The 22065-nt window shown below is 47.1% G+C and carries 22 protein-coding genes, 1 tRNA gene, 1 pseudogene and 1 riboswitch; of the genes and pseudogenes, 5 read left to right on the top strand and 19 right to left on the bottom strand.

Going from position 1 to position 22065, the window contains the following annotated elements:
• Positions 1-25 precede the first annotated feature (25 nt).
• Positions 26-103, bottom strand: a riboswitch (cyclic di-GMP riboswitch).
• A gap of 69 nt (positions 104-172) precedes the next feature.
• From mobB to A4V09_RS24170, 15 genes and pseudogenes are all read right to left on the bottom strand, one after another.
• On the bottom strand, positions 173-1303 hold the full coding sequence (gene mobB / locus A4V09_RS04565) for a molybdopterin-guanine dinucleotide biosynthesis protein B (RefSeq protein ID WP_065541302.1): 1131 nt from the start codon (positions 1301-1303) through the stop codon (positions 173-175).
• Positions 1300-1614: a hypothetical protein gene (locus A4V09_RS04560; protein ID WP_065541301.1), complete on the bottom strand. Its 315-nt coding sequence runs from the start codon at positions 1612-1614 to the stop codon at positions 1300-1302. The genes mobB and A4V09_RS04560 overlap by 4 nt, the downstream gene beginning before the upstream one ends.
• Positions 1611-2909, bottom strand: a complete 1299-nt coding sequence (locus A4V09_RS04555) for an NTP transferase domain-containing protein (protein ID WP_065541300.1) — start codon at positions 2907-2909, stop codon at positions 1611-1613. Before A4V09_RS04555 ends, A4V09_RS04560 begins: the two co-directional genes overlap by 4 nt.
• Positions 2910-3006: 97 nt before the next feature.
• The gene (locus tag A4V09_RS04550; RefSeq protein WP_065541299.1) at positions 3007-4242 is read right to left on the bottom strand and encodes a molybdopterin molybdotransferase MoeA; all 1236 of its coding nucleotides are present in this window, start codon (positions 4240-4242) and stop codon (positions 3007-3009) included.
• Positions 4243-4292: 50 nt separating this feature from the next.
• On the bottom strand, positions 4293-6989 hold the full coding sequence (gene fdhF / locus A4V09_RS04545; RefSeq protein ID WP_065541298.1) for a formate dehydrogenase subunit alpha: 2697 nt from the start codon (positions 6987-6989) through the stop codon (positions 4293-4295).
• 11 nt (positions 6990-7000) lie between these two features.
• Positions 7001-8881 (bottom strand): NADH-ubiquinone oxidoreductase-F iron-sulfur binding region domain-containing protein, encoded by a 1881-nt coding sequence (locus A4V09_RS04540; RefSeq protein ID WP_065541297.1) that lies wholly within the window; start codon positions 8879-8881, stop codon positions 7001-7003.
• A complete protein-coding gene (locus tag A4V09_RS04535) occupies positions 8878-9357 on the bottom strand; it encodes a complex I 24 kDa subunit family protein (RefSeq protein WP_018596376.1) in 480 nt (159 codons plus the stop codon). The genes A4V09_RS04540 and A4V09_RS04535 overlap by 4 nt, the downstream gene beginning before the upstream one ends.
• Before the next feature lie 237 nt (positions 9358-9594).
• Positions 9595-9783, bottom strand: coding sequence for a hypothetical protein (locus A4V09_RS04530; protein WP_065541296.1), 189 nt, complete (start codon positions 9781-9783; stop codon positions 9595-9597).
• Positions 9784-9826: 43 nt separating this feature from the next.
• The gene (locus A4V09_RS04525; protein WP_065541295.1) at positions 9827-10147 is read right to left on the bottom strand and encodes a SpoIIE family protein phosphatase; all 321 of its coding nucleotides are present in this window, start codon (positions 10145-10147) and stop codon (positions 9827-9829) included.
• 14 nt (positions 10148-10161) lie between these two features.
• Positions 10162-10449, bottom strand: coding sequence for a hypothetical protein (locus A4V09_RS04520; protein ID WP_065541294.1), 288 nt, complete (start codon positions 10447-10449; stop codon positions 10162-10164).
• Between the two features lie 2 nt (positions 10450-10451).
• Positions 10452-10508: pseudogene (locus A4V09_RS26680) on the bottom strand (hypothetical protein); the annotation flags it as partial.
• A gap of 256 nt (positions 10509-10764) precedes the next feature.
• Positions 10765-11358 (bottom strand): TVP38/TMEM64 family protein, encoded by a 594-nt coding sequence (locus A4V09_RS04515; RefSeq protein ID WP_065541293.1) that lies wholly within the window; start codon positions 11356-11358, stop codon positions 10765-10767.
• Positions 11328-12419: a glycosyltransferase family 4 protein gene (locus A4V09_RS04510; protein ID WP_065541292.1), complete on the bottom strand. Its 1092-nt coding sequence runs from the start codon at positions 12417-12419 to the stop codon at positions 11328-11330. Before A4V09_RS04510 ends, A4V09_RS04515 begins: the two co-directional genes overlap by 31 nt.
• A gap of 1 nt (position 12420) precedes the next feature.
• Positions 12421-13683, bottom strand: coding sequence for a glycosyltransferase family 4 protein (locus A4V09_RS04505; protein ID WP_065541291.1), 1263 nt, complete (start codon positions 13681-13683; stop codon positions 12421-12423).
• A gap of 140 nt (positions 13684-13823) precedes the next feature.
• Entirely contained in the window at positions 13824-14345 is a 522-nt protein-coding gene (locus A4V09_RS24170; protein ID WP_065541290.1) for a replication initiation factor domain-containing protein, read from the bottom strand.
• 29 nt (positions 14346-14374) lie between these two features.
• Here A4V09_RS24170 and A4V09_RS26310 point away from each other — a divergent pair, with 29 nt between their 5' ends.
• The 3 genes from A4V09_RS26310 (at position 14375) to A4V09_RS04485 (ending at position 15582) form a co-directional block, all read left to right on the top strand.
• The gene (locus A4V09_RS26310; RefSeq protein ID WP_408606798.1) at positions 14375-14548 is read left to right on the top strand and encodes a hypothetical protein; all 174 of its coding nucleotides are present in this window, start codon (positions 14375-14377) and stop codon (positions 14546-14548) included.
• Positions 14549-14710: 162 nt separating this feature from the next.
• Entirely contained in the window at positions 14711-14896 is a 186-nt protein-coding gene (locus A4V09_RS25875; protein ID WP_330396507.1) for a VOC family protein, read from the top strand.
• Positions 14897-15174: 278 nt separating this feature from the next.
• Positions 15175-15582: an ASCH domain-containing protein gene (locus A4V09_RS04485; RefSeq protein ID WP_065541289.1), complete on the top strand. Its 408-nt coding sequence runs from the start codon at positions 15175-15177 to the stop codon at positions 15580-15582.
• A gap of 446 nt (positions 15583-16028) precedes the next feature.
• Here the strand turns inward: A4V09_RS04485 and A4V09_RS04480 are convergent.
• Positions 16029-16101, bottom strand: a tRNA-Ala gene (locus A4V09_RS04480).
• 262 nt (positions 16102-16363) lie between these two features.
• Here A4V09_RS04480 and A4V09_RS04475 point away from each other — a divergent pair.
• Both A4V09_RS04475 and A4V09_RS04470 read left to right on the top strand, forming a co-directional pair.
• On the top strand, positions 16364-17122 hold the full coding sequence (locus A4V09_RS04475) for a TraX family protein (protein ID WP_065541288.1): 759 nt from the start codon (positions 16364-16366) through the stop codon (positions 17120-17122).
• 93 nt (positions 17123-17215) lie between these two features.
• Complete coding sequence (locus A4V09_RS04470; protein WP_065541287.1) at positions 17216-17827, top strand: metal-dependent hydrolase; 612 nt, start codon at positions 17216-17218, stop codon at positions 17825-17827.
• A 376-nt stretch (positions 17828-18203) separates the two neighbouring features.
• On the opposite strand, the gene A4V09_RS04460 is transcribed toward A4V09_RS04470, so the two are convergent.
• The 3 genes from A4V09_RS04460 to asd are packed head-to-tail and all read right to left on the bottom strand — an operon-like array spanning position 18204 to position 22049.
• On the bottom strand, positions 18204-18878 hold the full coding sequence (locus tag A4V09_RS04460; RefSeq protein ID WP_065541285.1) for an acyltransferase: 675 nt from the start codon (positions 18876-18878) through the stop codon (positions 18204-18206).
• Positions 18879-18883: 5 nt separating this feature from the next.
• Positions 18884-20905 carry a DNA topoisomerase gene (locus tag A4V09_RS04455; protein ID WP_065541284.1) on the bottom strand — a complete coding sequence of 674 codons (2022 nt, stop codon included), beginning with the start codon at positions 20903-20905 and terminating at the stop codon, positions 18884-18886.
• A 58-nt stretch (positions 20906-20963) separates the two neighbouring features.
• Positions 20964-22049, bottom strand: a complete 1086-nt coding sequence (gene asd, locus A4V09_RS04450) for an aspartate-semialdehyde dehydrogenase (RefSeq protein ID WP_065544633.1) — start codon at positions 22047-22049, stop codon at positions 20964-20966.
• Between the last annotated feature and the right edge of the window lie 16 nt (positions 22050-22065).

The raw sequence follows: 22065 nt of genomic DNA, 5'->3' as shown, positions 1-22065 counted from the left end.
GGTCAGAATACACCTGTCCATCCATGTCTGCAGCCCGGCTGTCCCTCCCTTGGGACCCGTGGCTTTGCGTCACCGCCTTACGACAGTTTTGCCCCTTTATTTTTTATAATACTTTATCAATCAGTATCACGTGTATAAGAATACCTAATTTGACAATTCTAGTCAAGCATTTTTAAAGGAATCCCTTAATTTTTTTACAGATTTGGTCCAACAGCAGTTCTCTGTTCTTTTCTGTAACTTCATAGACCTCCACATCCTGCCTCTCTGCCACTGCCTGCGTAAAAGCGCCTGTCTTTTTCTGCAGGACTCCCAGGACAAGACTCTGGGTATCCAGACAGGAAAACAATGCTTCCTGGAACCCAGGCGCATCCGCCTCCGCTTTCCCCAGTTCATCTATCAGCACTGTTTTCTCCGGCATGTCCTTCACCTTTCCCATCACCGCAGTGCCCAGTGTCTCAAAGGTTTCCGGGATGGCTGTCTTCCTGCCTTTACCGGTGCGTATAAGAATTGGGCTGTCATTCTCATATTCTCCCATAGGCATAAGACTGTGCAGATAAAATCCCTTCTGGACACCGCCGATTTCATAAGGCAGTGTTTGGTATCCCACAGGCACAATTCCCAGTTTTTCCACTATGCGGTTCAAAAGTGTACTCTTGCCAACTCCTTTTTCCCCTGTCAGGAAAATATGCTTTCTATCCGTCCCGGCCGGATGAGCCGTGAGTTTTTTCTTATGGGCCAGCTTTTTCTCAGCCTTGTGACAGCCGCACTGACAAAAAGCTGCAGCCTTTTGGAACATGGGACGCTTTCTCAGTGGAAATCCTGCCTCCGGAAGTGTTTCCAGTAAATCTGCCAGCTCATGGATTTCCTCCACAGAATGATAGACCCTGAGACCGCCGTATGTCTTCTTTTCTACTGCCAGCCTGCCTGCTGCGGCAATCGTCTCCTCTGTCAGACGCTCCTGAACCTCCGCATCCTTGTGTGCGCAGATAATCCTGGGCACGCAGAGTTCATACTCGCCCTCCAGTAGTAGAAAATCCACAGGCAGCTTTTCATAGAAATCCCCGCTGCTGTCCGCCGGAAGGAGAATGTCTGTCTCCTTTTTTCCTTTCACGCAGACCAGGTCAGCGCCCGCCTCCCTGTGTCTCCATGTATTACTGTCAGATATGTCCAGGGAAAATTCGGGGCAGAATACACTTTTTACGGTTCCCACCCGGTATCCCCGCTTTTTCAGTTCTTTTATAAGTCCGGTGACTGTTGTGGTCTTACCGGATTTTCTCACACCAACAATTGTACAGATTTTCAACTGTCACCCTCCTCTTGTATTATTTCTATTATATGTTTACACCAGCGTCTTCGGTGCCTGTCTTTTGGAAGGATCAGACGGTACGCATCCCCATCCTCAGCCAGGTACACCTGCCCTGTAAGGATCTCTTCACCGGATACGGCAGCACCTCCGCCGTCCCGGCTTATGAATTCCACAAGCATATCTCCAGACAAGCTGTCCAGCACCTCTCTCACCGAAAAAGCCCGGTATGAATATTCCTCTCCATCTGCATTCTTCCCCTCCAGCCTCACAGGAAAAATGCCCTCAAACAAATCACTGTTTACTTTCATATCCGCTCACCCCAGATTGCAAGCATGTCCTCCATGGCATACAGACAGGATGATCTCTCATGCTTATCTTTAACGGCACACGGGAGGACGCTTTCCCCGTGATTGCCTCCGTCCCGGGTCTCATGCATTCCATGGTCGCTGATCAGCAGGATCTCTCCGGAAAAAATTTTAGAAAGTCCCTCTATATATCTGTCCGCCTCTTCCAGTTTTTCCATACACGCAGAACTGTACGGACCAAACGCATGGGCCGCGTCATCAATCTCATGGAAATGGGCAAAAATAAACGATTTTCCTTCTTTGGCTGCTCTGCATGCAGCCTGGTAAATCCAATGATCGCATCCTTTTCCTTTTGCCGCCACATGGAGTCTTGGCGGCAGTTCTGTCTTTAAAATTCTGGTATCTCCCTCCAAAAAGGCAGTATCCTCCCTGCTCCTTTTTGAAAACAAAGTGGGAACCCGCAGTTCCCTGTCTTTTCTGGAATATACGCCGTGCACAACAGGCAGTTCCCCTGTTATCATGGTTGCCATGGCAGGATTGGTCACCGGCGGCTCCACGGTCCTCACCGGAATCACGGAAAAACTGCGGCTCATAAAGGGCACACTGCCTTTGTCCACTGCACTTTTATACATCCGGTACCCCACTCCGTCCAGATAACATACCAGTACTTTTCCATGGCTTAATTTTTTCCTGACAAAAGGGGCAAATTCCTGAAGTCGTCTGCCATAACGAAAACAGAGCTGTTCATATTCTTCAGGTGTGTTCACATTGGCAATGACTGCCTCTCCAAATCCCAATTCTTCCAGATCCACATACCTGGTATTCACCCGTTGGAACAGAAGTCCGGGCTTGTGTTCCCGGTTTCTGCGCATTTTTTCCACCGTGGGAAGAACCCGTTTCGCGTACACACTGCACAGAGGCTGAGGCCTTCCTTCTTTTCTGAGCACCAGGCAGTCTTCCTCACCGGTAAGACGTGACACCAGCGCCTGCAGAAATTCCGGGCTTATCATGGGCATGTCAGTGGCAAGCATCACAGCATACGGTGCATCCATTTGCTTTAATATCTGGTAAATCCCCTCTAAGGGGCCGTATTCTCTCTCCTCATCCTCCACAACCGTGCAGGATAAATCCTGATATTTACTCCTATCATCCACCGAAACATAGATTTCGGGGAAATCCCGGCAGACATCTATAAGAGTGTGCAGAAATGTGTTCCCGTTCCATGTAAGGGACGCCTTATTTCTTCCCATTCTGCTGCTCTTTCCTCCAACCAGAATCCCTGCTGCTGTCTTTATCATACACCTAAACCTCGCTCATATCCTAAGCTGACACCATAGCTGCTGCTGCAAACGCCCTTTTCACACTGCCGGAACATCCGTTTAAACCTGCTCTCATCTAGTTCTCTCCCAGATACAGCGCATCAATGGTCGTCCCCGGCAAAAGCACGCCGGAACCTTTGGGGATCATACCGATCAGATTACAGCCGCCCCATGGACTGACCATACCGTTTGCCTGATTCTTCCTGGTGTTTAAACATACCCTGCCCCGATCAAATTCCAGAATACCCGGAATGATCCTTCCTCCGGGACTCTTCTTCGGAAATCCATCCGGAAGACATACGGGAATGCAGGGCACTTTGTATTCCTTTTTGCCGCACATTTTGCGGAATGCGGGAAGCCCCAGCAAAAACAGCGCCGCCGCCGCCGCGGAAGGGTTGCCGGAAAGCCCTAAAAGTAGTTTTCCGTCCTTCACAGACGCCAAAGTTGCCATTCCCGGTTTCATCTTCACCTGCCAGAAAAGCACCTCTGCTCCTATCCCCTCCATGGAGGCAAGGGCCAGATCATAGTCCCCCACAGATGCACCTCCGGTTGTGATAACACAGTCCGCATCCTGAAGACATGTTGTCAGTGCCTCCTCGATCGCTGCCTGGTCGTCCCTGACAATTCCGTAAATATCCGCTGTAATTCCCCACTGCCGCAGAAATCCCTGCAGCATATAGGCACTGCTGTTTCTTATTTTACCTGGTTTCAGCTCCTCCGATACCTGCAGAAGCTCGTCCCCGGTACTGATGATCCGGACTGTAGGTTTTTTGAAGACTTCCGCCTCTCCATACCCAAGTCCTGCAAGAAGTCCCACAGATGCCGGGCTTAGATACTCGCCTTCCTCCATGACAATCTCGCCTTTTTTTACATCTTCCCCTGCTTTTACGATGTTGCTCCCTGAAGCAATGGGGGAAAAGAAACACACTTCCTTTTCAGTAAAGGAAGTGTCTTCATATTTTTCCACAGCATCGGCTCCCTGAGGGATAGGCGCTCCGGTCAGTATTTTTACTGCCTCCATAGGCCCTAACACTTTTTCGGGGGCATGCCCCGCCGGTACCTCCTCGATAATTCTCAGAGTCACCGGCGTGTCATGTCCTGCACCTGCAACATCCGCAGAGCGGATGGCATAGCCGTCATAGGGAGAGCGGTCAAAGGGAGGGATATTTTCTTTTGCCCGTATCCGGCAGGCTAAAATCCTGCCGTAGGCCTCATTGACTGCCACCTTTTCCCGTCCCATCCTCTCTGTATGAGAGAGGAGCAGGTCTATGCCTTCCTGCATTTCAATTCTCTTTGGATAGTTCTGTGCCATATCTGTTGTCTCCGTTAAGCCTGTAACGATTCCGTCAACCGGATCGTTACTTATGCCTTTTCAATTTTGATCGCGCATACCTTGTATTCCGGTATTCTCGCATATTTGTCCAGTGCCGCATTGGTCAGCCAGTTTGCATTTCCATCCGGGAAGTGGAACGGCATCCAGGACTCACCCTGAGAAACCTTGCGTCCGACTCTGGCAGTGGATTCAATCTGACCACGCCTGGAAGATACTTTTACCTTGTCACCATTTCTGATTCCCAGTGCATCCGCATCTTTGTAGTTCATCTCAATATAAGAGGTGCCCTGGATTTCCATCAGGCCCGGTGTTCTTCCGGTCATGGCTCTTGTGGTATAGTGATACAGCATACGGCCTGTCATCATGATGATCGGATATTCCTCATCCGGAAGCTCTGCGGACGGAACATACTCTGCAGGATAAAACATGGCAAGTCCTCTTGAGAATTTGCCCACATGCAGGATCGGGGTTCCAGGATGGTCCTTGGTCGGACACGGCCACTGCAGACTCTCACCTGCATCCAGCCTTGCATGACTGATTCCACCGTAGCTTGGAGTCACGGATGCGATCTCATCCATGATCTCAGCGGAGGTCAGATGCGGCTGCTCATAGCCCATACGGTTCATCAGGTCAATGATGATATCTGTATCCAGTCTCATTTCACCATCCAGCTTCACTGCCGGGCGCACTCTCTGCACACGGCGCTCTGTATTGGTAAAGGTACCCTCTTTCTCTGCATAGCTGACACCGGGAAGGATAACGTCCGCATACTGCGCGGTCTCTGTCATGAACAGCTCCTGGATCACAAAGAAATCAAGGTTTTCCAGCGCTTTGATAATGTGGTGGGTATCCGGGTCTGTGACAATGGGATCTTCACCGTAAATGTACAGGCCTTTCACTTTTCCTTCAATAGCAGCCGGGAATACTTCTGTGGAGTGAAGGCCATTGTTTGGATTCAGCTTCACACCCCATGCCTTCTCGAATTTCTCCCGTACTTCCGGATTTTCCACTTTCTGATATCCCGGATAATCTTTCGGGCCTGCTCCCATGTCGCAGGCTCCCTGTACATTGTTCTGTCCGCGGATCGGGTTGACGCCGCATCCCTCACGTCCAAGCTTGCCTGCCAGCAGAGCCATGTTGGACATGGACATAACGCCCTCCGTACCGGTGGAGTGCTCCGTAACACCCAGACAGTAGATGATCGGAGCTTTGTCCGCTTTCGCGTACATGATGGCAGCTCGTCTCAGATCATCAGGGTCTATATGGCAGATTTCCCCAACTCTTTCCGGGGTATAATCTTTTACAATTTCTTTGATCTTCTCATAGCCTTCTGTTCTCTCTTCGATGAACTTCATATCCTGAAGGCCTTCCTCGATGATCACATGCATAATACCGTTGGCAAATGCAACATTGGTACCTGGTCTTAATTTCAGATGGATGTCTGCTTTCTTGGACAGGTCAATGTCACGGGGGTCAACCACGATCAATTTACAGCCCCTCTGCACAGCCTGACGAATCTGCATACCAATAACCGGATGTGCTTCCTCCGGGTTGGAGCCTACCATCATGATCAGATCCGGTTTCTGGGTGATATCCGCAACCGGGTTAGTCATAGCGCCTGAACCCAGTGTCATAGCAAGGCCTGCAACAGATGCAGAATGGCATACACGTGCACAGTTATCTGTATTATTGGTTCCAAAGCAGGTTCTCACCATCTTCTGGACCATGTAGATATCCTCGTTAGGGGAACGGGAACATGCAAAGCCTGCCAGGGATTCTGAGCCATACTGTCTCTTGATCTCCATGAATTTGGAAGCCACCAGATCCAGTGCCTCGTCCCAGCTTGCCCGCTCAAATTCTCCGGTCTCTTTGTTCTTGATGAGCGGATATTTCACTCGGTCAGCAGAATGTACAAAGTCAAAGGAACCGCTGCGTCCTTTTACGCAGAGCAGATTTTTATTGGACGGTCCGTTGGCTGGTTCCACGTCCACTACCTTGTTGTCTTTTACCACCAGATAGAACTGGCATCCGGTACCGCAGTGCGGGCAGGTGGTAAGGACCTTCTTGTCAATCTGCCACGGACGGAAGGATTTTCTTCTCTTGGAGGAAAGTGCTCCGGTAGGACATGCCTCCACACAGTTTCCGCAGGACTCGCAGGTACTCTTTCTGATCGGCACACCGAACGGTGTTCCCACTGAGGACTCAAATCCTCGTTCCATGGTGTCAATGGCTCCGCGTCCTACCACTTTATTACAGGTATTCACACATCTGTGGCAGAGGATACACAGATTGGGATCATAAGTAAAGAACGGATTGGAGTCATCCACCGGGAACTCTGTCATCTCTCCCGCAAAGGTGGTTTTCTCTACGCCGTATTCCACACAGTAATCCTGCAGCTTACATCTGCCGTTCTGAGCACAGGAGAAGCAGTCTGTCTTGTGATTGGACAAAAGCAGGTTCAGGATCGTCCTTCTGGACTCCACCACTTTCTCACTCATGGTCTCAATCACATCGCCCTCACTTACGTGGCAGGAACATGCGGTATCCATTTTCTTTCTTCCTCTGTTCTCGATCTCCACCATACACATACGGCAGGAACCGTCAGGAAGCAGGTCTTTGATATAACATAATGTAGGGATTTTCACACCGGCTTTCTCTGCAGCCTGTAAGATGGTAGTACCCTTCTCGACTTCTACAGGAATTCCGTCTATCGTAACATGAATCATTCTCTCTCCTCCTATCTTACCTCAATTGCATCGAAACTGCAGTTCTCTATACATGCTCCGCATTTGATACATTTTGCGGTATCGATGGTATGCGGTTCTTTCTTCTCGCCAGTGATGGCGCCAACCGGGCAATTTCTTGCACACTTGGTACATCCCTTACATTTTTCCGGATCGATATAGTAGTTCCGAAGCGCTGTACAGGTATGGGAAGCACATTTCTTATCCACAATATGCTCCATATATTCATCGCGGAACATACGGATCGTACTCAGTACAGGAAGGGGTGCACTCTTGCCAAGACCGCACAGAGACAAGTCTTTTACACTCTTTGCAATTTCTTCCAGCTTGTCAAGGTCTTCCGGCTCGCCTTTTCCTGCTACGATCTTTTCAAGGATCTCCAGCATTCTCTTGGTACCGATACGGCAGGGAACACATTTTCCACAGGATTCCCTCTGGGTAAAGCTCATGAAAAATCTTGCCACTTCCACCATACAGGTGTCGGTGTTCATAACAACAAGTCCGCCGGAACCAACAATGGCGCCAAATTTCTTAACGGAGTCAAAATCAAGAGGCTCATCCAAATGCTGCGTGGTCAGACATCCGCCGGATGGTCCGCCAATCTGAACTGCTTTGAATTCAGAGCCTTCCTGAAGCCCTCCGCCGATCTCATAAACGATCTCCCGCAGGGTGGTTCCCATGGGAACTTCGATCAGGCCGGTATTCTCAATGGAACCCGTAAGGGAGAAGGTCTTGGTTCCCGGGCTTCCCTCCGTTCCGATAGTACGGAACCACTCATGACCCTTTAAGATGATCTTAGGAACATTGGCATAGGTCTCCACATTATTCAGAACCGTTGGTTTTGCCCACAGACCATGGTCAACCGTTCTTGGCGGTTTGGTACGCGGGAATCCTCTGTTGCCTTCTATGGAAGCAGTCAGAGCCGAACCCTCGCCGCAGACAAAGGCACCGGCGCCCCGGTTAATATGCATATGGAAAGCAAAATCTGTTCCCAGAATGTTGTCCCCCAGAAGATTTCTCTCCTCCATCACTGCAATGGCATGTTTCAGTCTTGCCACAGAGTTGGGGTACTCAGCACGCACATAAATATATCCCTCAGCGGAACCTACTGCATATCCGGCGATCATCATACCTTCAATAAGCTTAAAAGGATCACCTTCCATAACGGAACCGTCCATGAATGCGCCCGGGTCACCCTCGTCACCGTTGCAGACTACATAGCGCTCTTTTTCTTCCTGAGCAGCAACCTGTTTCCATTTCCTTCCGGTGGGGAATCCGCCGCCGCCTCTTCCGCGCAGGCCGGACAGATCTACTTCCTCCACAACCTCCTCAGGTTTCATGTCAAACAGCACTTTTTCCAGAGCTTTAAACCCGCCCGCCGCAATATATTCATCCATAGACTCCGCATCAAATCTGCCGCAGTTTTCCAAAACAACACGTGTCTGTTTGGCAATAAACGGAATCTCATCAGGCTGTACATAGGTCTTATCCGCTTTCTTGTAGAGCAGTCTGTCCACAAGGCCGTCGCTCATAACTGTATGGTCAAAAATCTCCTGGCAGTCATCCGGCTGAACCTTTATGTACTGCACCACTTTGTCACCCTTCTGGATACGCACCAGGGGACCAAATTCACAGAATCCCTGGCATCCTGTCCTCTTGACGCCCACATGCTCTTTTTCATCATGGGGTGCAAATTCAATGGTGACATTGGGAGTATTACCAACAATCTCCATCATCTTCCGATAGATTTTCTCGGAACCCGTAGCAATACATCCTGTACCGGAACAGACAAGGATCCTGCATCCATAAGACTGAAGCTCCTGCTCTGCCGCTTCCCTGCACTTGTCAAGTTCTGCTTTGTTTGAAATCATCATGCGCCTTCACCTCTCAATTCCTGCACTAACGCAACTACTTTTTCCGGTGACATCTTGGGATGCACTTCCTCATTGACCATAAGGGTGGGAGCCAGTCCACATGCTCCCAGACAGGATACGGTTTCTACTGTAAATATCATATCCTCTGTGGTGTGTTTCTTTTTGCTCAGTCCCAGTTCTTTGTAGAGTGCTTCCAGAATAGGCATGGATTTTCTCACATGACATGCCGTACCATCGCAGACCTTGATGACATATTTTCCCTTTGGCTCAAAAGAGAAGTTTTCATAAAAAGTCGCAACACTGTAAGCTTTTGCTTCTGTCACTCCGATCTGCTGTGCAGTGTAAGTGAGCAGTTCTCCCGGCAGATAGCGGTATTCACCCTGAATGTCCTGCATGATCGGAATCAGGGATGACGGTTTCTTTCCGTACCGCCCAATGATTTCATCTGCCTTTTCGTAGTAAGATTGGTCTAACATATATTACCCTCCTATATATAATATATTACCTCTGACACCCTGGAAGAAAGACCCCCACATTTTTATTCAAATGCTGAATGTCCGCCTTCCAAAGTGCCAAATGACTACCGAATATTTCGGCCCGGTCCCATCCTTTCAAGGAACGGAGCCGTTACCAAATCTTCATCTTCACATGTCTGCCTGCTTTTTCCAGACAATCCTTCAGGTGATAGGTCAGCCGCAGCTTTTCTCCTGCGTCTATGTGAAGTTCCGTGTTTGCCTGGCATATATATTCAAACGCCGGATGGTCAGAAGTCCCTCTGTCACCAGATCCACGCCTTTTAGGGCGGACATGGCCGGAATATCATCGCATCTGGTGTCTTCAAGCGCTGTTAAACTCTCACCCAGATAATCTGCCACAAATGCTGCTGTGGTCCCTCCGCACACAATGTGCTTTCCGGGTGATCCAAAAAATAATTTTAAAAAAGCTTCATCTTTTATTGGTAACTGCCCGCTCACATAATTTAATCACCAGAACTGTGATATCATCATCTGTCTCATCTGAATTCAGGTCTACACAGGCACTGGCGATATGGGCTGCCAGCTCTTGGGCTGACATATCTTTTTTATATTTTTGTTCACAAAAACGGACTACGTCATCCCGCCCCCACCCTCCATCTGTTGTCTTTCCCATTCCGGCATTGGTGACGCCGTCTGACATGAGAATGAGCACATCGTCTTTTTCCAGGGTAAGTTCTGCCTCCCGGATTTCTTTTTCCCCGATATTATGCGCGGTTTCCGGATATGCCACGGACTTTCCATCTCTTAAAAGGAGGGGCCCGGGTTGTCATTCTGGGCCAGGTATGCCTCTCTGCCGCTGATCTTCAGGGCGGTGATAGAGTACGCCATATTCCTCACATGACACACGGGAAGAGTTTTGGCAATAGCCTCCACGTCATCGTCAAGAGGCAGTTTCTTGATCATCATAGTGCAGAGCATTTTTGCTGTGAGTGTTGCCATAATATTGGCTTTCATCCCGCTGCCCAGGCCGTCTGAGAGAACCAGTACCGTGTCTGAGCAAGGTCCCTGATCCCGATCGCCTTCACCGGACAATGGCGTACACACTTATAACAATTTTTACAGTGTACCTGTTTAAATTTGAGAATCCGCATAATTTCCTTTTCCGTCCGCACAGTATGATACAGATTGTTAATATTGCTTAGAATTATCTATTTCATTATACATGAATCATTGGATTTATACAATATTCATTCCTCAATTTTTCTTTTTATTTGTAATTTTACCACAATAAATGACACCCCCTCATGCATACTGTATCTTTGTAGCTGCTCTGACTCTACCTATTATACAGGGAAAAACGCCCCTTTTGCCGCAGCTTTATGCTCCGCAAAAGGGACGTTATTCTTATCAGAAAATCATTTTTAAGACTTCCATGATACCTGTAAGGCCCAGGCTGTATAAGAGAATTGACCCGGGCTTCCCCAGAATGATAATGGCTGTAAATTTCTTTAACGTCATTCTGGTCAGTCCTGCAATATAACACAACAGGTCGTCAGGGGCCACGGGAAGAAAGATTGCCACTGCAAACGCCTTGTCAAACCCATTCCCCTTACTCAGCCATCCGATGTATTTGTCATAATTCTTCTCACCAATCATATTCCGTACGAAAGGCCTGCCGTACTGTCTGGAGAGCAGGAAAGCCAATACAGAGCCAATGCTGATGCCGATGTAATTATATACAAATCCCCATACAGGGCCAAATATCAGCACCCCGCCAAGACATCCTATGGCGCCTGGCAGGATGGGGATCACTACCTGGATGATCTGGATCAGAACAAACAGGACCGGAGCCCACATACCGCAGTCATGAAGAAAAAGTTCCAACGCATCTTTTGATACAAAAATCCGGTTCTGCACCCCATAGAAAATGAAAAATCCCATTCCGATCAGTCCTGCGGCGGTACAGAGGTTCAAGAGAACTGCTGTTCTTTTTGTCTCCATACTTTTCCTCCTCTCTGCCGCACAGGGACAGGACGCTTTACCTCCGCTGCCGTTTTTTCATAGTATTCTTTCCACATCTGCCCAACATGCTCCCTGCTGTAGAATTCATGTCCCGCAAAGGAGGCATGGGCACTTCTCTGATAAAAATCCGGGTCCTCCCTGAGCTGTTTTAACGTGCTCACAAAAGCTTCCATACCGTCCCCTCTGAGTGCGTAATCAAACAGTATCGGATCATAGATCGGAAGATTCCGCACCAGAACCGGGATTGCACAATTCATGGATTCCAGTATGGTCATGGGAAAGAGCTCCTCGAAGGAGGGCAGGAACATCACATCTGCCATATTGTAGATTTCGTTCATTTTCTCCCTGTCCACAATACCCAAAAAACGCACATTCGGCGGAAGATGCTTCATCATTTTCCTAATCTCCTCATACCCGTCGGAAATCCGGCCAAAGGAAAATCCCCCTGCCCAGACAAACATGCAGTCCGGCATTTTTTTAGCTGCCTCCACAAAGTCAACCACACCTTTCCGCTTTTGGAGCTGCCCCACGCACAACACGGTAAACGCATCTTTGCTGATACGGTATTCTCTGCGTATACGGGCTCTCTCCTCACGGGGAAGGGGATAAAAATCCTCCTCTGACACCACATTGGGAATATACGTCACCCGCTCTCTCGGTATTCCGTAATGCTCCAGACGTTCAATAAAATAGGGATTGACAGTCACCAGCTTATCCATTCTTTTGTAGAAAGAAAGCATATAGCGGTAGAAAATCTTTTTCATAAATTGGGGGAGATGGATGCTGTTCTCCACGGTCTCAGGAAGAAAATGTACATAACCCACCGTTTTTCCCTGCCGTTTTCTGCGCCCTATGCCCAGATAAAATTCCGGGTTGATAGAATGATAGTGTGTGATCTCACAGGACTCCTTTGCGTTGTGCAGCACTTCAAACTTTCCTTTTAACACCTGTGCCGCCAGCGCCACCTGCTCATCATGGGCGGAAAGAACACCCTGCCCTTTTACCATATCTGCTTTTGACATCATATTTATTTTCATCATATCAAGAAACCCTCCTCATCATACGTTTCATCATTGTCCGTCCCCAGGCAGCATGTTCCGTATCTCTGTGAAAAACAGGAATCTGCTCTTTTTCCTCGCAGGCAGCCCTGTAAGCACGTTCTACCATGGTACAGAAGTTCCAGGTTGAAAATTCTTCCGCCATCTCTTTTGCCATTTTTGCCATCTCCTGTCTTCTCTCTTCATTTTCCAGAAGATATAAAAGATGCATGCGGAAATACTCATACGCCTCATACTGAAAGCCATTGCATCCGTCCGCTATAACTCTGTCCAGACATTTATCTTTTCTGCACAGTGCGGGGACACCGCTTGCAAGAGCCTCAATATAAGTAATCCCCTGTGTCTCACTTTTGGAGGCACATACAAAGATGTCTCCCAACTGATAGTAAGCCCACACTTCCTCCGGAGCAACCATCCCGGTAAAACAAACATACGCTTCTATGCCCAGCTGCTTTGACTGATGTTCCAGATTCTCTCTGTCAGGCCCGTCCCCTGCGATCAGAAGTGTAAGGTTTTCTCTGCCTTCCGCTAATAGTCTTGCAAAGTATTCCAGGATCTCTTCCAGATTTTTCTCTTTTGCCAGCCTTCCCACACTGACAAGAACCTTGTTCTGTTTCGGAATACCCAAAGCCTCTTTTCTTGCATCCTTTTCCCGGGGGCTCAGTGTCTCGCTGAATTTTCTTAAGTCTATGCCGCTTGGGATCACATCAATGGCCGGCTTTACCTGATAAATGGAGAGGATATCCTTCACTTTCCCGGTTGGAGCGATCACACGGTCCGTCCGGTTCAGAATGGTTCTGGAAAATTCAGCTGCCGCTTTTTTGCCTGCCTTCCGCCCCGCTGTATATCTGCCCAGAACACCCGGAAGATAATGCATATAGTCCGCATAAATGGTGTGGTAGGTGTGAAGAAGCGGGCATCCGCATTTTCTGCTGATCTTGGAGGCATACTGGAATGTCATAAATTCACACTGGGAATGAACCACATCCGGCTCCCAGTCGATCAGCTCACTGATATAAGGATTGCTGTACGGAAGAACCGCTCTGGCGTTGGGATATATGCTTCCCAGATCTATGGATTTCACATAATATACTTCATTATCTTTATAAGAAGCTCCGGTCTCGGAGAGTGTCAGAACTCTCACCTCGTGTCCGCGCTCTTCTAATTCTCTCTTCAGATTGAGAACAGAGGTGACTACTCCGTTGACAATAGGTTTGTACCAGTCTGTAGTAATTAATATCTTCATCAAAAGTCCCCCTTTGTTTTCTCCTTGTCTTAGGTTATATTTATCTTAAACGGAAGACTTAAAGAAATGGTCGGCGGATTTTTAAAAGTTTTCTAAAGAAAGTCGGAAGAATTCACTGTGTTTCGGTAAAAGACATCTGTTCAAGGGGGTTGCGGCCGGAAACTATTTTCATTTTTGAACAAACGATAAATCATATCCGATTTCCCAGCACTGATATAAATCGTATTTGCCAAATCCAATTTTTGACACTTGCTGGAATTAAAACGGTGCGTATTGCTGTTGGCTATGTATTCCTCTTTTTCAGTTTTACGCTTAATTTGTTCAATCGTGAAGTAGGGTGTTTCGTTCTTATCGTCAATGGCTACATCCAATCGTGTAAAGTGGAAGTCCGTACTGAACCACCGTTCACACCGTTTAAACAAATCGCCAAAGGTTTCGTTGTGCATATCCAGTATGCGAAAGATTTCATCACAACCCATTCCGCTTAATTCCAAGTAACTGCCAAGACCTTGCGGATTGTCCTCTGTTGGTTTCTCATTGCCATTGACAGTGATACTTCCTATCTCGTACTTGCTCCTATAGGACTTGTACTTAACATGAGCAGGAAAGACCGTAAAGATATCAACAGGTAACTGTAAGATATGCCGTATGACAATGGGCATTACGATAATTACTTTGACAGCGAGGAAGAATGGCTTGCAGAAAAGCTTCTGATTTGTACCCAATAAAGAAAATGGTACAGCAACAGAAGTTTCAAGAAATGATGAATATCTATGATGATTTATACAGCCTTGATTTGTTTGGGGAAACCATTGAGGGTCATAAAAGTATCAACCTTTATGATTATCAAGAAGCAAACACATAGTTAATAACCATGTTGATGAAGACAGAAAGATTTTGTCAAAAGTCCCTACGATTGAGGGATTTGACGATTTAGACAGAGTGGAATAGATTTCCTTTTTTAGCGTTGCTAGTAGTGTTAGAAAATAGTATAATTGATTTATAAAATTAGAATAAGAGAAACTTTATGAATAGAATGAATATTGTTTGTTTAGGTGCAAGAGATATGGCAAAAGCTATTCGCTTTTATCGTGATGGATTAGGATTTAAGACAGAAGAAAAAGAAGATAATCCAGATGTGATTTTCTTTGATGCTTCAGGAACAAAATTAGAACTTTATCCTTTAGAGCTTTTAGCAAAAGATATAAATTAAGAAAATCCATTAAAGATAGGAAATGGTTTTGTGGTATAACACTTGCCTATAATGCGAAATCAAAAGCAGAGGTAAGAGAAATTATAGAGCTTGCACGTAATGTAGGTGCAACGATTGTGAAAGAACCGCAAGATGTATTTTGGGGTGGATATCATGCTCATTTTAGTGACTTGGGATATTACTGGGAAGTTGCTTGGGGGCCTCGCGATGAATTTGACGATAATGATATGCTTATACTTTAGAGAAACAAATTGGAATTTGAAAGGATATGATAAAAAATGAATTCTATAGAAAATGAGAACAAAAAATATTATGAGTGTTTTGCTTTTGGTGATAGTCCTGAAATGGCAGATGAGCTTTTGAATTTGGTGCTTACAGGAAAGAAAACGGCAACTGTCTCAATTCTATTGGAGGATGAGCAGACACCCAGCGTTGGTGATTTATCCCTCGTATTGGATGGACATGGCAATCCAGCCTGCGTGATAAAGACAGTGTATCTTAAAACTGTCAAATTTTGCGACTTAACTTGGGACATGGTAAAACTTGAGGGGGAGGACGAAAACTTTGAACAATGGAAATCAGGTAATATACGCTATTGGACACGTGACTCAGCGAAACGTGGTTATACATTTACCACTCAAACCCCTGTCACATTTGAACGCTTTGAGGTTATTGAGGTGCTATAACAAACAATTGGTTTAATACTTATGCACTAATTTTTTTAAGAACGGCGACTTCCAGTTTATGGCAAGGAAGAAAAGAAAGAGTAATTGCAATATCTTCAATGGCAGGTGGATTTGTTTCATTGTTTAATAAATCAGCAGTAATTTGTGCAGGGATTTTAATACAATACGAGCAATAAAGCAATATACTTGGTAAATATAGGTTTATAGAGCAGTTGATATGACTGCTTTTCTGTTACATAGAAACGGCACTTCAATAAAAGTGCCTATCATAGTTATTAAAATTAAGTCATATCAAAGCTCAATCATATGTGGTAAATGAATAGTAAAACACACAAGCAATCCGTTTATAAGTATTAATAAATCCAGTGTTTATGCAGATAATCGACTTTTGGTTTTTAATTGACATTAAAAAAAAGCCCGCTAAACAGCGGGTTCCAAATCAGGCATGGAGCATACGGGATTCGAACCCGTGACCTCCACAATGCCATTGTGGCGCGCTCCCAGCTGCGCTAATGCCCCTAAAGATTTATAACGATGTTATTATAGCATATAGTTATTAAAAATGGAAGTATAAAAATAAAAAAAATGTCATCGAATCAGGAACCTCAGAAAGGTGATTTCCCCAAGGGAATGCCGCGCCATGCACAAGCCTCCCAAGTCAGGCTGCGCCGAAATGCAGTGCCCTCTCAAAAGCAGTATCTATAAATGTGAAACATATCTTGCCAAATTACCTGATTCAGATATATGATAGGTAGGAAATATCACATAAAGGAGACACTATATGCCAAAAAATTCATTCCGCCCATCCCGCTGGCAGCTTCTGCCCCCTGTTTTTCCGGGATCTACACTGAAAATCATTGCCATAGTCACCATGCTGATCGACCATATCGGTGCCGTCATCCTGGAAAACGGATACATGCAGGCCTATCAGATGAATCTGCCCCAGGCCCTTTCCTACGAAAATACACTTCTTATATGGAACATTGACTGGGCACTCAGAAAAACAGGCCGCATTGCCTTTCCCATATTCTGTTTTCTTCTTGTTGAAGGGTTTATCCACACCTCAGACAGAAAGAAATACGCACTGCGGCTCGCCCTGTTTGCCCTTCTCTCGGAGATTCCCTTTGATTTATGCTTTAACGGCAGCGTCCTGGAGTTTTCTTATCAAAATGTAATGATCACCCTGCTGATCGGATTTCTTACACTCATGGCTATGGATGAAGCCCGCAAAAAAATGCCCGCACTGGCACTTGTGGCCGCCGGGGCCGGTCTTCTTCTGGGATATCTTTTAAAAACAGATTACAGTTATAAAGGTGTCATTCTCATTATCATACTGTACTTGTTCCAGAGCTATCCCCTGGAAAGGACCATTGCAGGCTGCCTCTCTCTGCTGTGGGAAGCACCCGCCTGCCTGGCTTTTATCCCTATCAACATGTATAACGGACAGAGGGGCCGGAAGATCAAATACTTTTTCTACCTCTTTTACCCGGTACATTTGATGCTGCTCTTCCTCATACGCTATGCCCTTCTGAAATACTGATCTCTGTCTCTTTCCGCTATCCAAAAAACTTCCGGACTGCGGAAAGAGATGGAATACAAAACTTAAATAATACAAACAAGAATTGGAGTACATATGACAGGAAAAACACATCTATCTGTAGGTACTGCGGCTGCCGTCTGCGTAACGCAGCCTCAAACCTTAAGCAGTTTATTATTATGTCTGGGTACAGCCGCCATCGGCTCAGTCATCAGCGATATTGACGTAACCACCTCGGATTCCAGGGAACAGCTAAACAAAATCTCCATACTCACCTTATTGGTCATCGCTGCACTGCTCTTTGCCGAGTGGAAATGGAATGTGGGAATCCGATACCGTTTTCAAAAAGAGAGCAGCATATACAGACTCGCCGTAAGTTTTCTGCTATTCCTTGGAGTGTGCACCTTTGGAAAGAACCAGCCGCACAGGTCCTTCATGCATTCTCTGCCCGCACTGGTGATCCTAAACGGTATTGTGTATGGAATTTTCCCGGACCTTACCCCTTATTTTTTTGTCGCCATGCTCTCTCACATGCTGATTGATATGCTCAACTACAAAAATGTGCGTATTTTATACCCACTTAAATTCGGCATCAGCCTGGACCTGTGCCATGCCAACGGACCGGTAAGCCGAGCTTTGTTCTATGCAGGTCTGTCAGTTCTTTCTGTTATGCTCTTGTTTCTTTTATACCGGATTTATTTTATCTGACCGCATGAGAGCCTCCTCTCAGCAGCGGCAGCTTTCACTGGTTTTTGACGGCATTGATGCGCTACTGCTGCCCTGCATTTACTGGAAACCATTTTCCCGGCTGAAATCCGGGGAGACGGCCACCTTATCAAAAGCAGGCCTGGAATCTTCTGCATCCCCTGCTGACAGATCACGGCAAGGAACTCCTTTCCCATATCATATGAAGGGCCTCCAAATGCTGCATGGCTTTACCAAGAGGAGCGTGGTCCCAAAAGACCACGCTCCAGCACGAAAATCCGGCAGACCGGATTCATTACACTTTATTCGTAACGGTTCCGTATCCTCACAGTTACAGGCACAATTCCATACAGACTCGCCTATTAAAATGGGATCGCCTTTATTCTTCTATCTTCTCCACCACTTCGTTCTTATTCTTATAGATACTGTCAGCCGGAACCACTCCGCGCACTGAGGACAGAGGATAAATGTTGCTGTGGCTTCCGATCACAGTTCCCGGATTCAGTACAGAACCGCATCCCACTTCCACTTCATCCCCCAGCATGGCACCGAATTTTTTCAGTCCTGTCTCAATCTTTTCTGACGCGCCTTTTACCACCACCAGCTTTTTATCAGACTTTACATTGGAGGTGATGGAGCCTGCCCCCATATGAGACTTAAATCCCAGAATAGAATCCCCCACGTAATTGTAGTGGGGAACCTGTACTTTATTGAACAGGATCACATTTTTAAGCTCTGTGGAATTCCCCACAACAGCCCCTTCCCCAACCAGCGCATTCCCGCGGATAAATGCGCAGTGGCGTACTTCCGCGTCTTTGCCGATGATCGCAGGACCATTGATGAATGCCGTGGGTGCAACCTTTGCGGACTTGGCGATCCACACATTCTCCCCTCTTTTCTCATACTCTTCCTCACTGAGCGTGCTGCCCAGTTTAACGATAAATCCACTGATGAAGGGAAGCGCTTCCCAGGGATAGGTCTTGCTTTCCAGAAGTTCTTTTGCCATTGTCTGGTTTAAATCACTGTATAATTCACTGATTTTTAACTGTTCCATTCTCTTTACCTCTTTCCGCCGGATTTTCCGGCTTTTTTGTAATATACGGCCGCCGCGTCAAAAAATTGCTTCAGCGCCAGTTGATTTCTCAGTCCCAGCACGCCCTGGGTTCTGCTTCTGACAAAATTCTCCAGCTTTTCCATGTATTCGTCCGGGGTGATCTCCCCCTCAGCCACATAAGTAAGTCCTTTCTCCCAGCTTGCCGTAAGCTCCGGGTTCAGCAGGGAACGGATGGAGGCATTGACCACGTCAAAGATCATCTCTCCCAGCAAAGTGGGGGTGATGACCTGTGTCTTCTTATTCAGGGCCAGATATTTGATGGTCATAAGCTTTTTCAAAATTTCCGCCCTGGTGGCACTGGTGCCGATTCCGCTTCCCTTTATCTGTGCTCTCAGCTCCTCGTCCTCGATGAGCTGCCCGGCATTTTCCATAGCCAGGATCATGGAACCTGAGGTGTAACGTTTCGGCGGGGATGTCTCCCCCTCTTTTATCTGGAAATCCGTGATATCCAGCTCACTGCCCTTTTTGATGGTCTGCAGTATTTCCAAGAAGCTGGTATCTTCTGTCTGCTCCCCTTCCTCCTGGGCACTCTCCTCCTTCTTTTTTGCAAAAGAGTTCTGCACCACCTTCAAGTATCCCTCGGAGACCAGGATCTTAAATGAGGAAAACAGTCTTTCCTTTTCAATCACCGACACAATACTCACCTTCTGGTAAACAGCAGGGGGATAAAAAATACTCAGAAACCTGCGCACCACAGTCTCATAAACCTTCGCCGCAGAGGGATGGAGGCTGCCCAAAGCACCCATTCCCTGTCCCGTAGGGATAATAGCATAGTGGTCTGTGATCTGCTTGTCATTGACATATCTTGTCTTCGCCAGATCCTTATAACTGCCCTCTGCCAGGATCTCCTCTGCAAACGGCTTTCCGTGCACATACCCACGCAGACCGCCAATGTTTTTCTGTATCTCTTTTGCCACCGCGGTGGAGAGCACACGGGCATCTGTTCTGGGGTAAGTGACCAGTTTTTTCTCATACAGCTCCTGGACAATTTTCAAAGTCTCATCCGGGCTGATCTTAAATAAGCGGGAGCATTCATTCTGAAGCTCTGCCAGGTTAAAAAGAAGAGGCGGATTTTTATTTTCCTTTTTCTTCTCGATCTTCTCCACCACAGCTTTAAAAGGAGGATCAGCCGACAAAATGGCCTTTAATTCCTCCGCATGTTTCCGCTCTTTGAATCCGTTCTCCTTATAGAGATAAGGCGACTGGAAATACCGGCTGCCCTCCACGCCACGCCACTCCCCGTCGAAGGGGTGTCCGCCCGCCGAAAAGCTGCCCAGCACACGGTAAAAGGGTGTTTTTACAAATTCACGGATTTCCCGTTCCCGGCGCACCACCATGCCCATAACACAGGTCATGACACGGCCCACAGATATGGCCTGGTATTTGCTGCCCAGGTAATTAGATATGGCATTGCCATATTTTAAAGAGAGAAGCCGGGAGAAATTAATACCCATCAGATAATCTTCCTTGGCCCGCAGATAGGCGGAGGCAGATAAATTATCATAGGCGCTTAAATCCTTTGCCTCCCGGATTCCCCTAAGTATCTCTTCCTCTGTCTGGGAGTCAATCCACACCCTCTTCTGTTCCTTGTCTTTTACATCTGCCATCATGGCAACCAGGCGGTAGATGTACTCTCCCTCCCGCCCGGAGTCGGTACAGACATAGATGGTGGAAACGTCATCCCGGTTAAGTAGTCCGCTCACGATCTGAAACTGTTTGGATACGGACGGTATGACTTCGTATTTAAATTCTTCAGGCAGAAAAGGCAGGGTCTCCAGACTCCATTTTTTATATTTCATGTCATATTTCTCCGGGTAGCTCATGGTGACCAGATGACCTACGCACCAGGTGACAATGGTGTTCTCTGACTCCAGATATCCGTCATGACGGGCAGTCTGGACTTTGAGAGCCCTGGCAAATTCCTGTGCCACACTGGGCTTTTCTGCGATAAATAAAGATTTATTCATAAAAGCTCCTCTTCCATGCAATCAGACCGGAGGGAGCTCCCCGGTCTGACTTAAAGTTTTATTTTTTTGTGATAAATCCTTTGGCTTTCAGTGTCTCTGCACAAAGGACAGCACCGCCGGCAGCGCCGCGCACGGTGTTGTGAGAAAGGCCGATGAACTTGTAATCATATACACTGTCCTCTCTCAGACGACCTACCGTTACACCCATTCCATTTTCATAATCAACATCCAGGGTAACCTGCGGACGGTTGTCTTCTTCCATATAGCGGATGAACTGCTTGGGAGCGCTTGGCAGGTCTAACTCCTGGGGAGCCCCTTTAAAGTTCACCATCTTTTCGATCAACTGCTCTTTGGCCGGGTTCTTTCTGAATTTTACAAATACGGCTGCTGTATGTCCGTTCAGTACCGGCACACGCACACACTGGGTGGTGATAACAGGCTCTGCTGCCTTCTCGATCACGCCGTCTCTTATCTCACCCCAGAGACGGAGAGGTTCCTGCTCGCTTTTCTCTTCCTCACCACCGATGAAGGGGATCACATTTCCCTGCATTTCCGGCCAGTCTTTGAAGGTCTTGCCTGCTCCGGAGATTGCCTGGTAAGTGGTTGCCACTACTTCGTATGGCTCAAATTCTCTCCATGCTGTGAGCACCGGTGCGTAACTCTGGATGGAACAGTTGGGTTTTACGGCAATGAAGCCTTTTGTGGTCCCCAGACGTTTTTTCTGGAATTCAATGACATCAAAGTGCTCCGGATTGATCTCCGGCACTACCATAGGTACGTCCGGTGTCCAGCGGTGTGCGCTGTTGTTGGACACAACCGGTGTCTCTGTCTTTGCGTATGCCTCCTCAATGGCTTTGATCTCCTCTTTGCTCATATCAACAGCAGAGAATACAAAGTCAACGGTGGATGCCACTTTCTCCACCTCAGATACATTCATGACTTCCAGCTTTTTCACGGCTTCCGGCATGGGAGTATCCATTTTCCAGCGTCCGCCTACGGCCTCCTCATATGTCCTGCCTGCACTTCTTGCACTGGCGGCCACAGTTACCACTTCAAACCAGGGATGATCTTCAAGCAGAGAGATAAATCTCTGTCCTACCATTCCTGTTGCGCCTAATATACCCACTCTTAATTTCTCACTCATACGGCAATTCTCCTCG

The sequence above is a fragment of the Blautia pseudococcoides genome, from assembly GCF_001689125.2.
Lineage (GTDB): Bacteria > Bacillota > Clostridia > Lachnospirales > Lachnospiraceae > Blautia > Blautia pseudococcoides.
The sequence above is the reverse complement of the archived record's forward strand: the minus strand, read 5'-3'. Positions and strand labels throughout refer to the sequence as shown.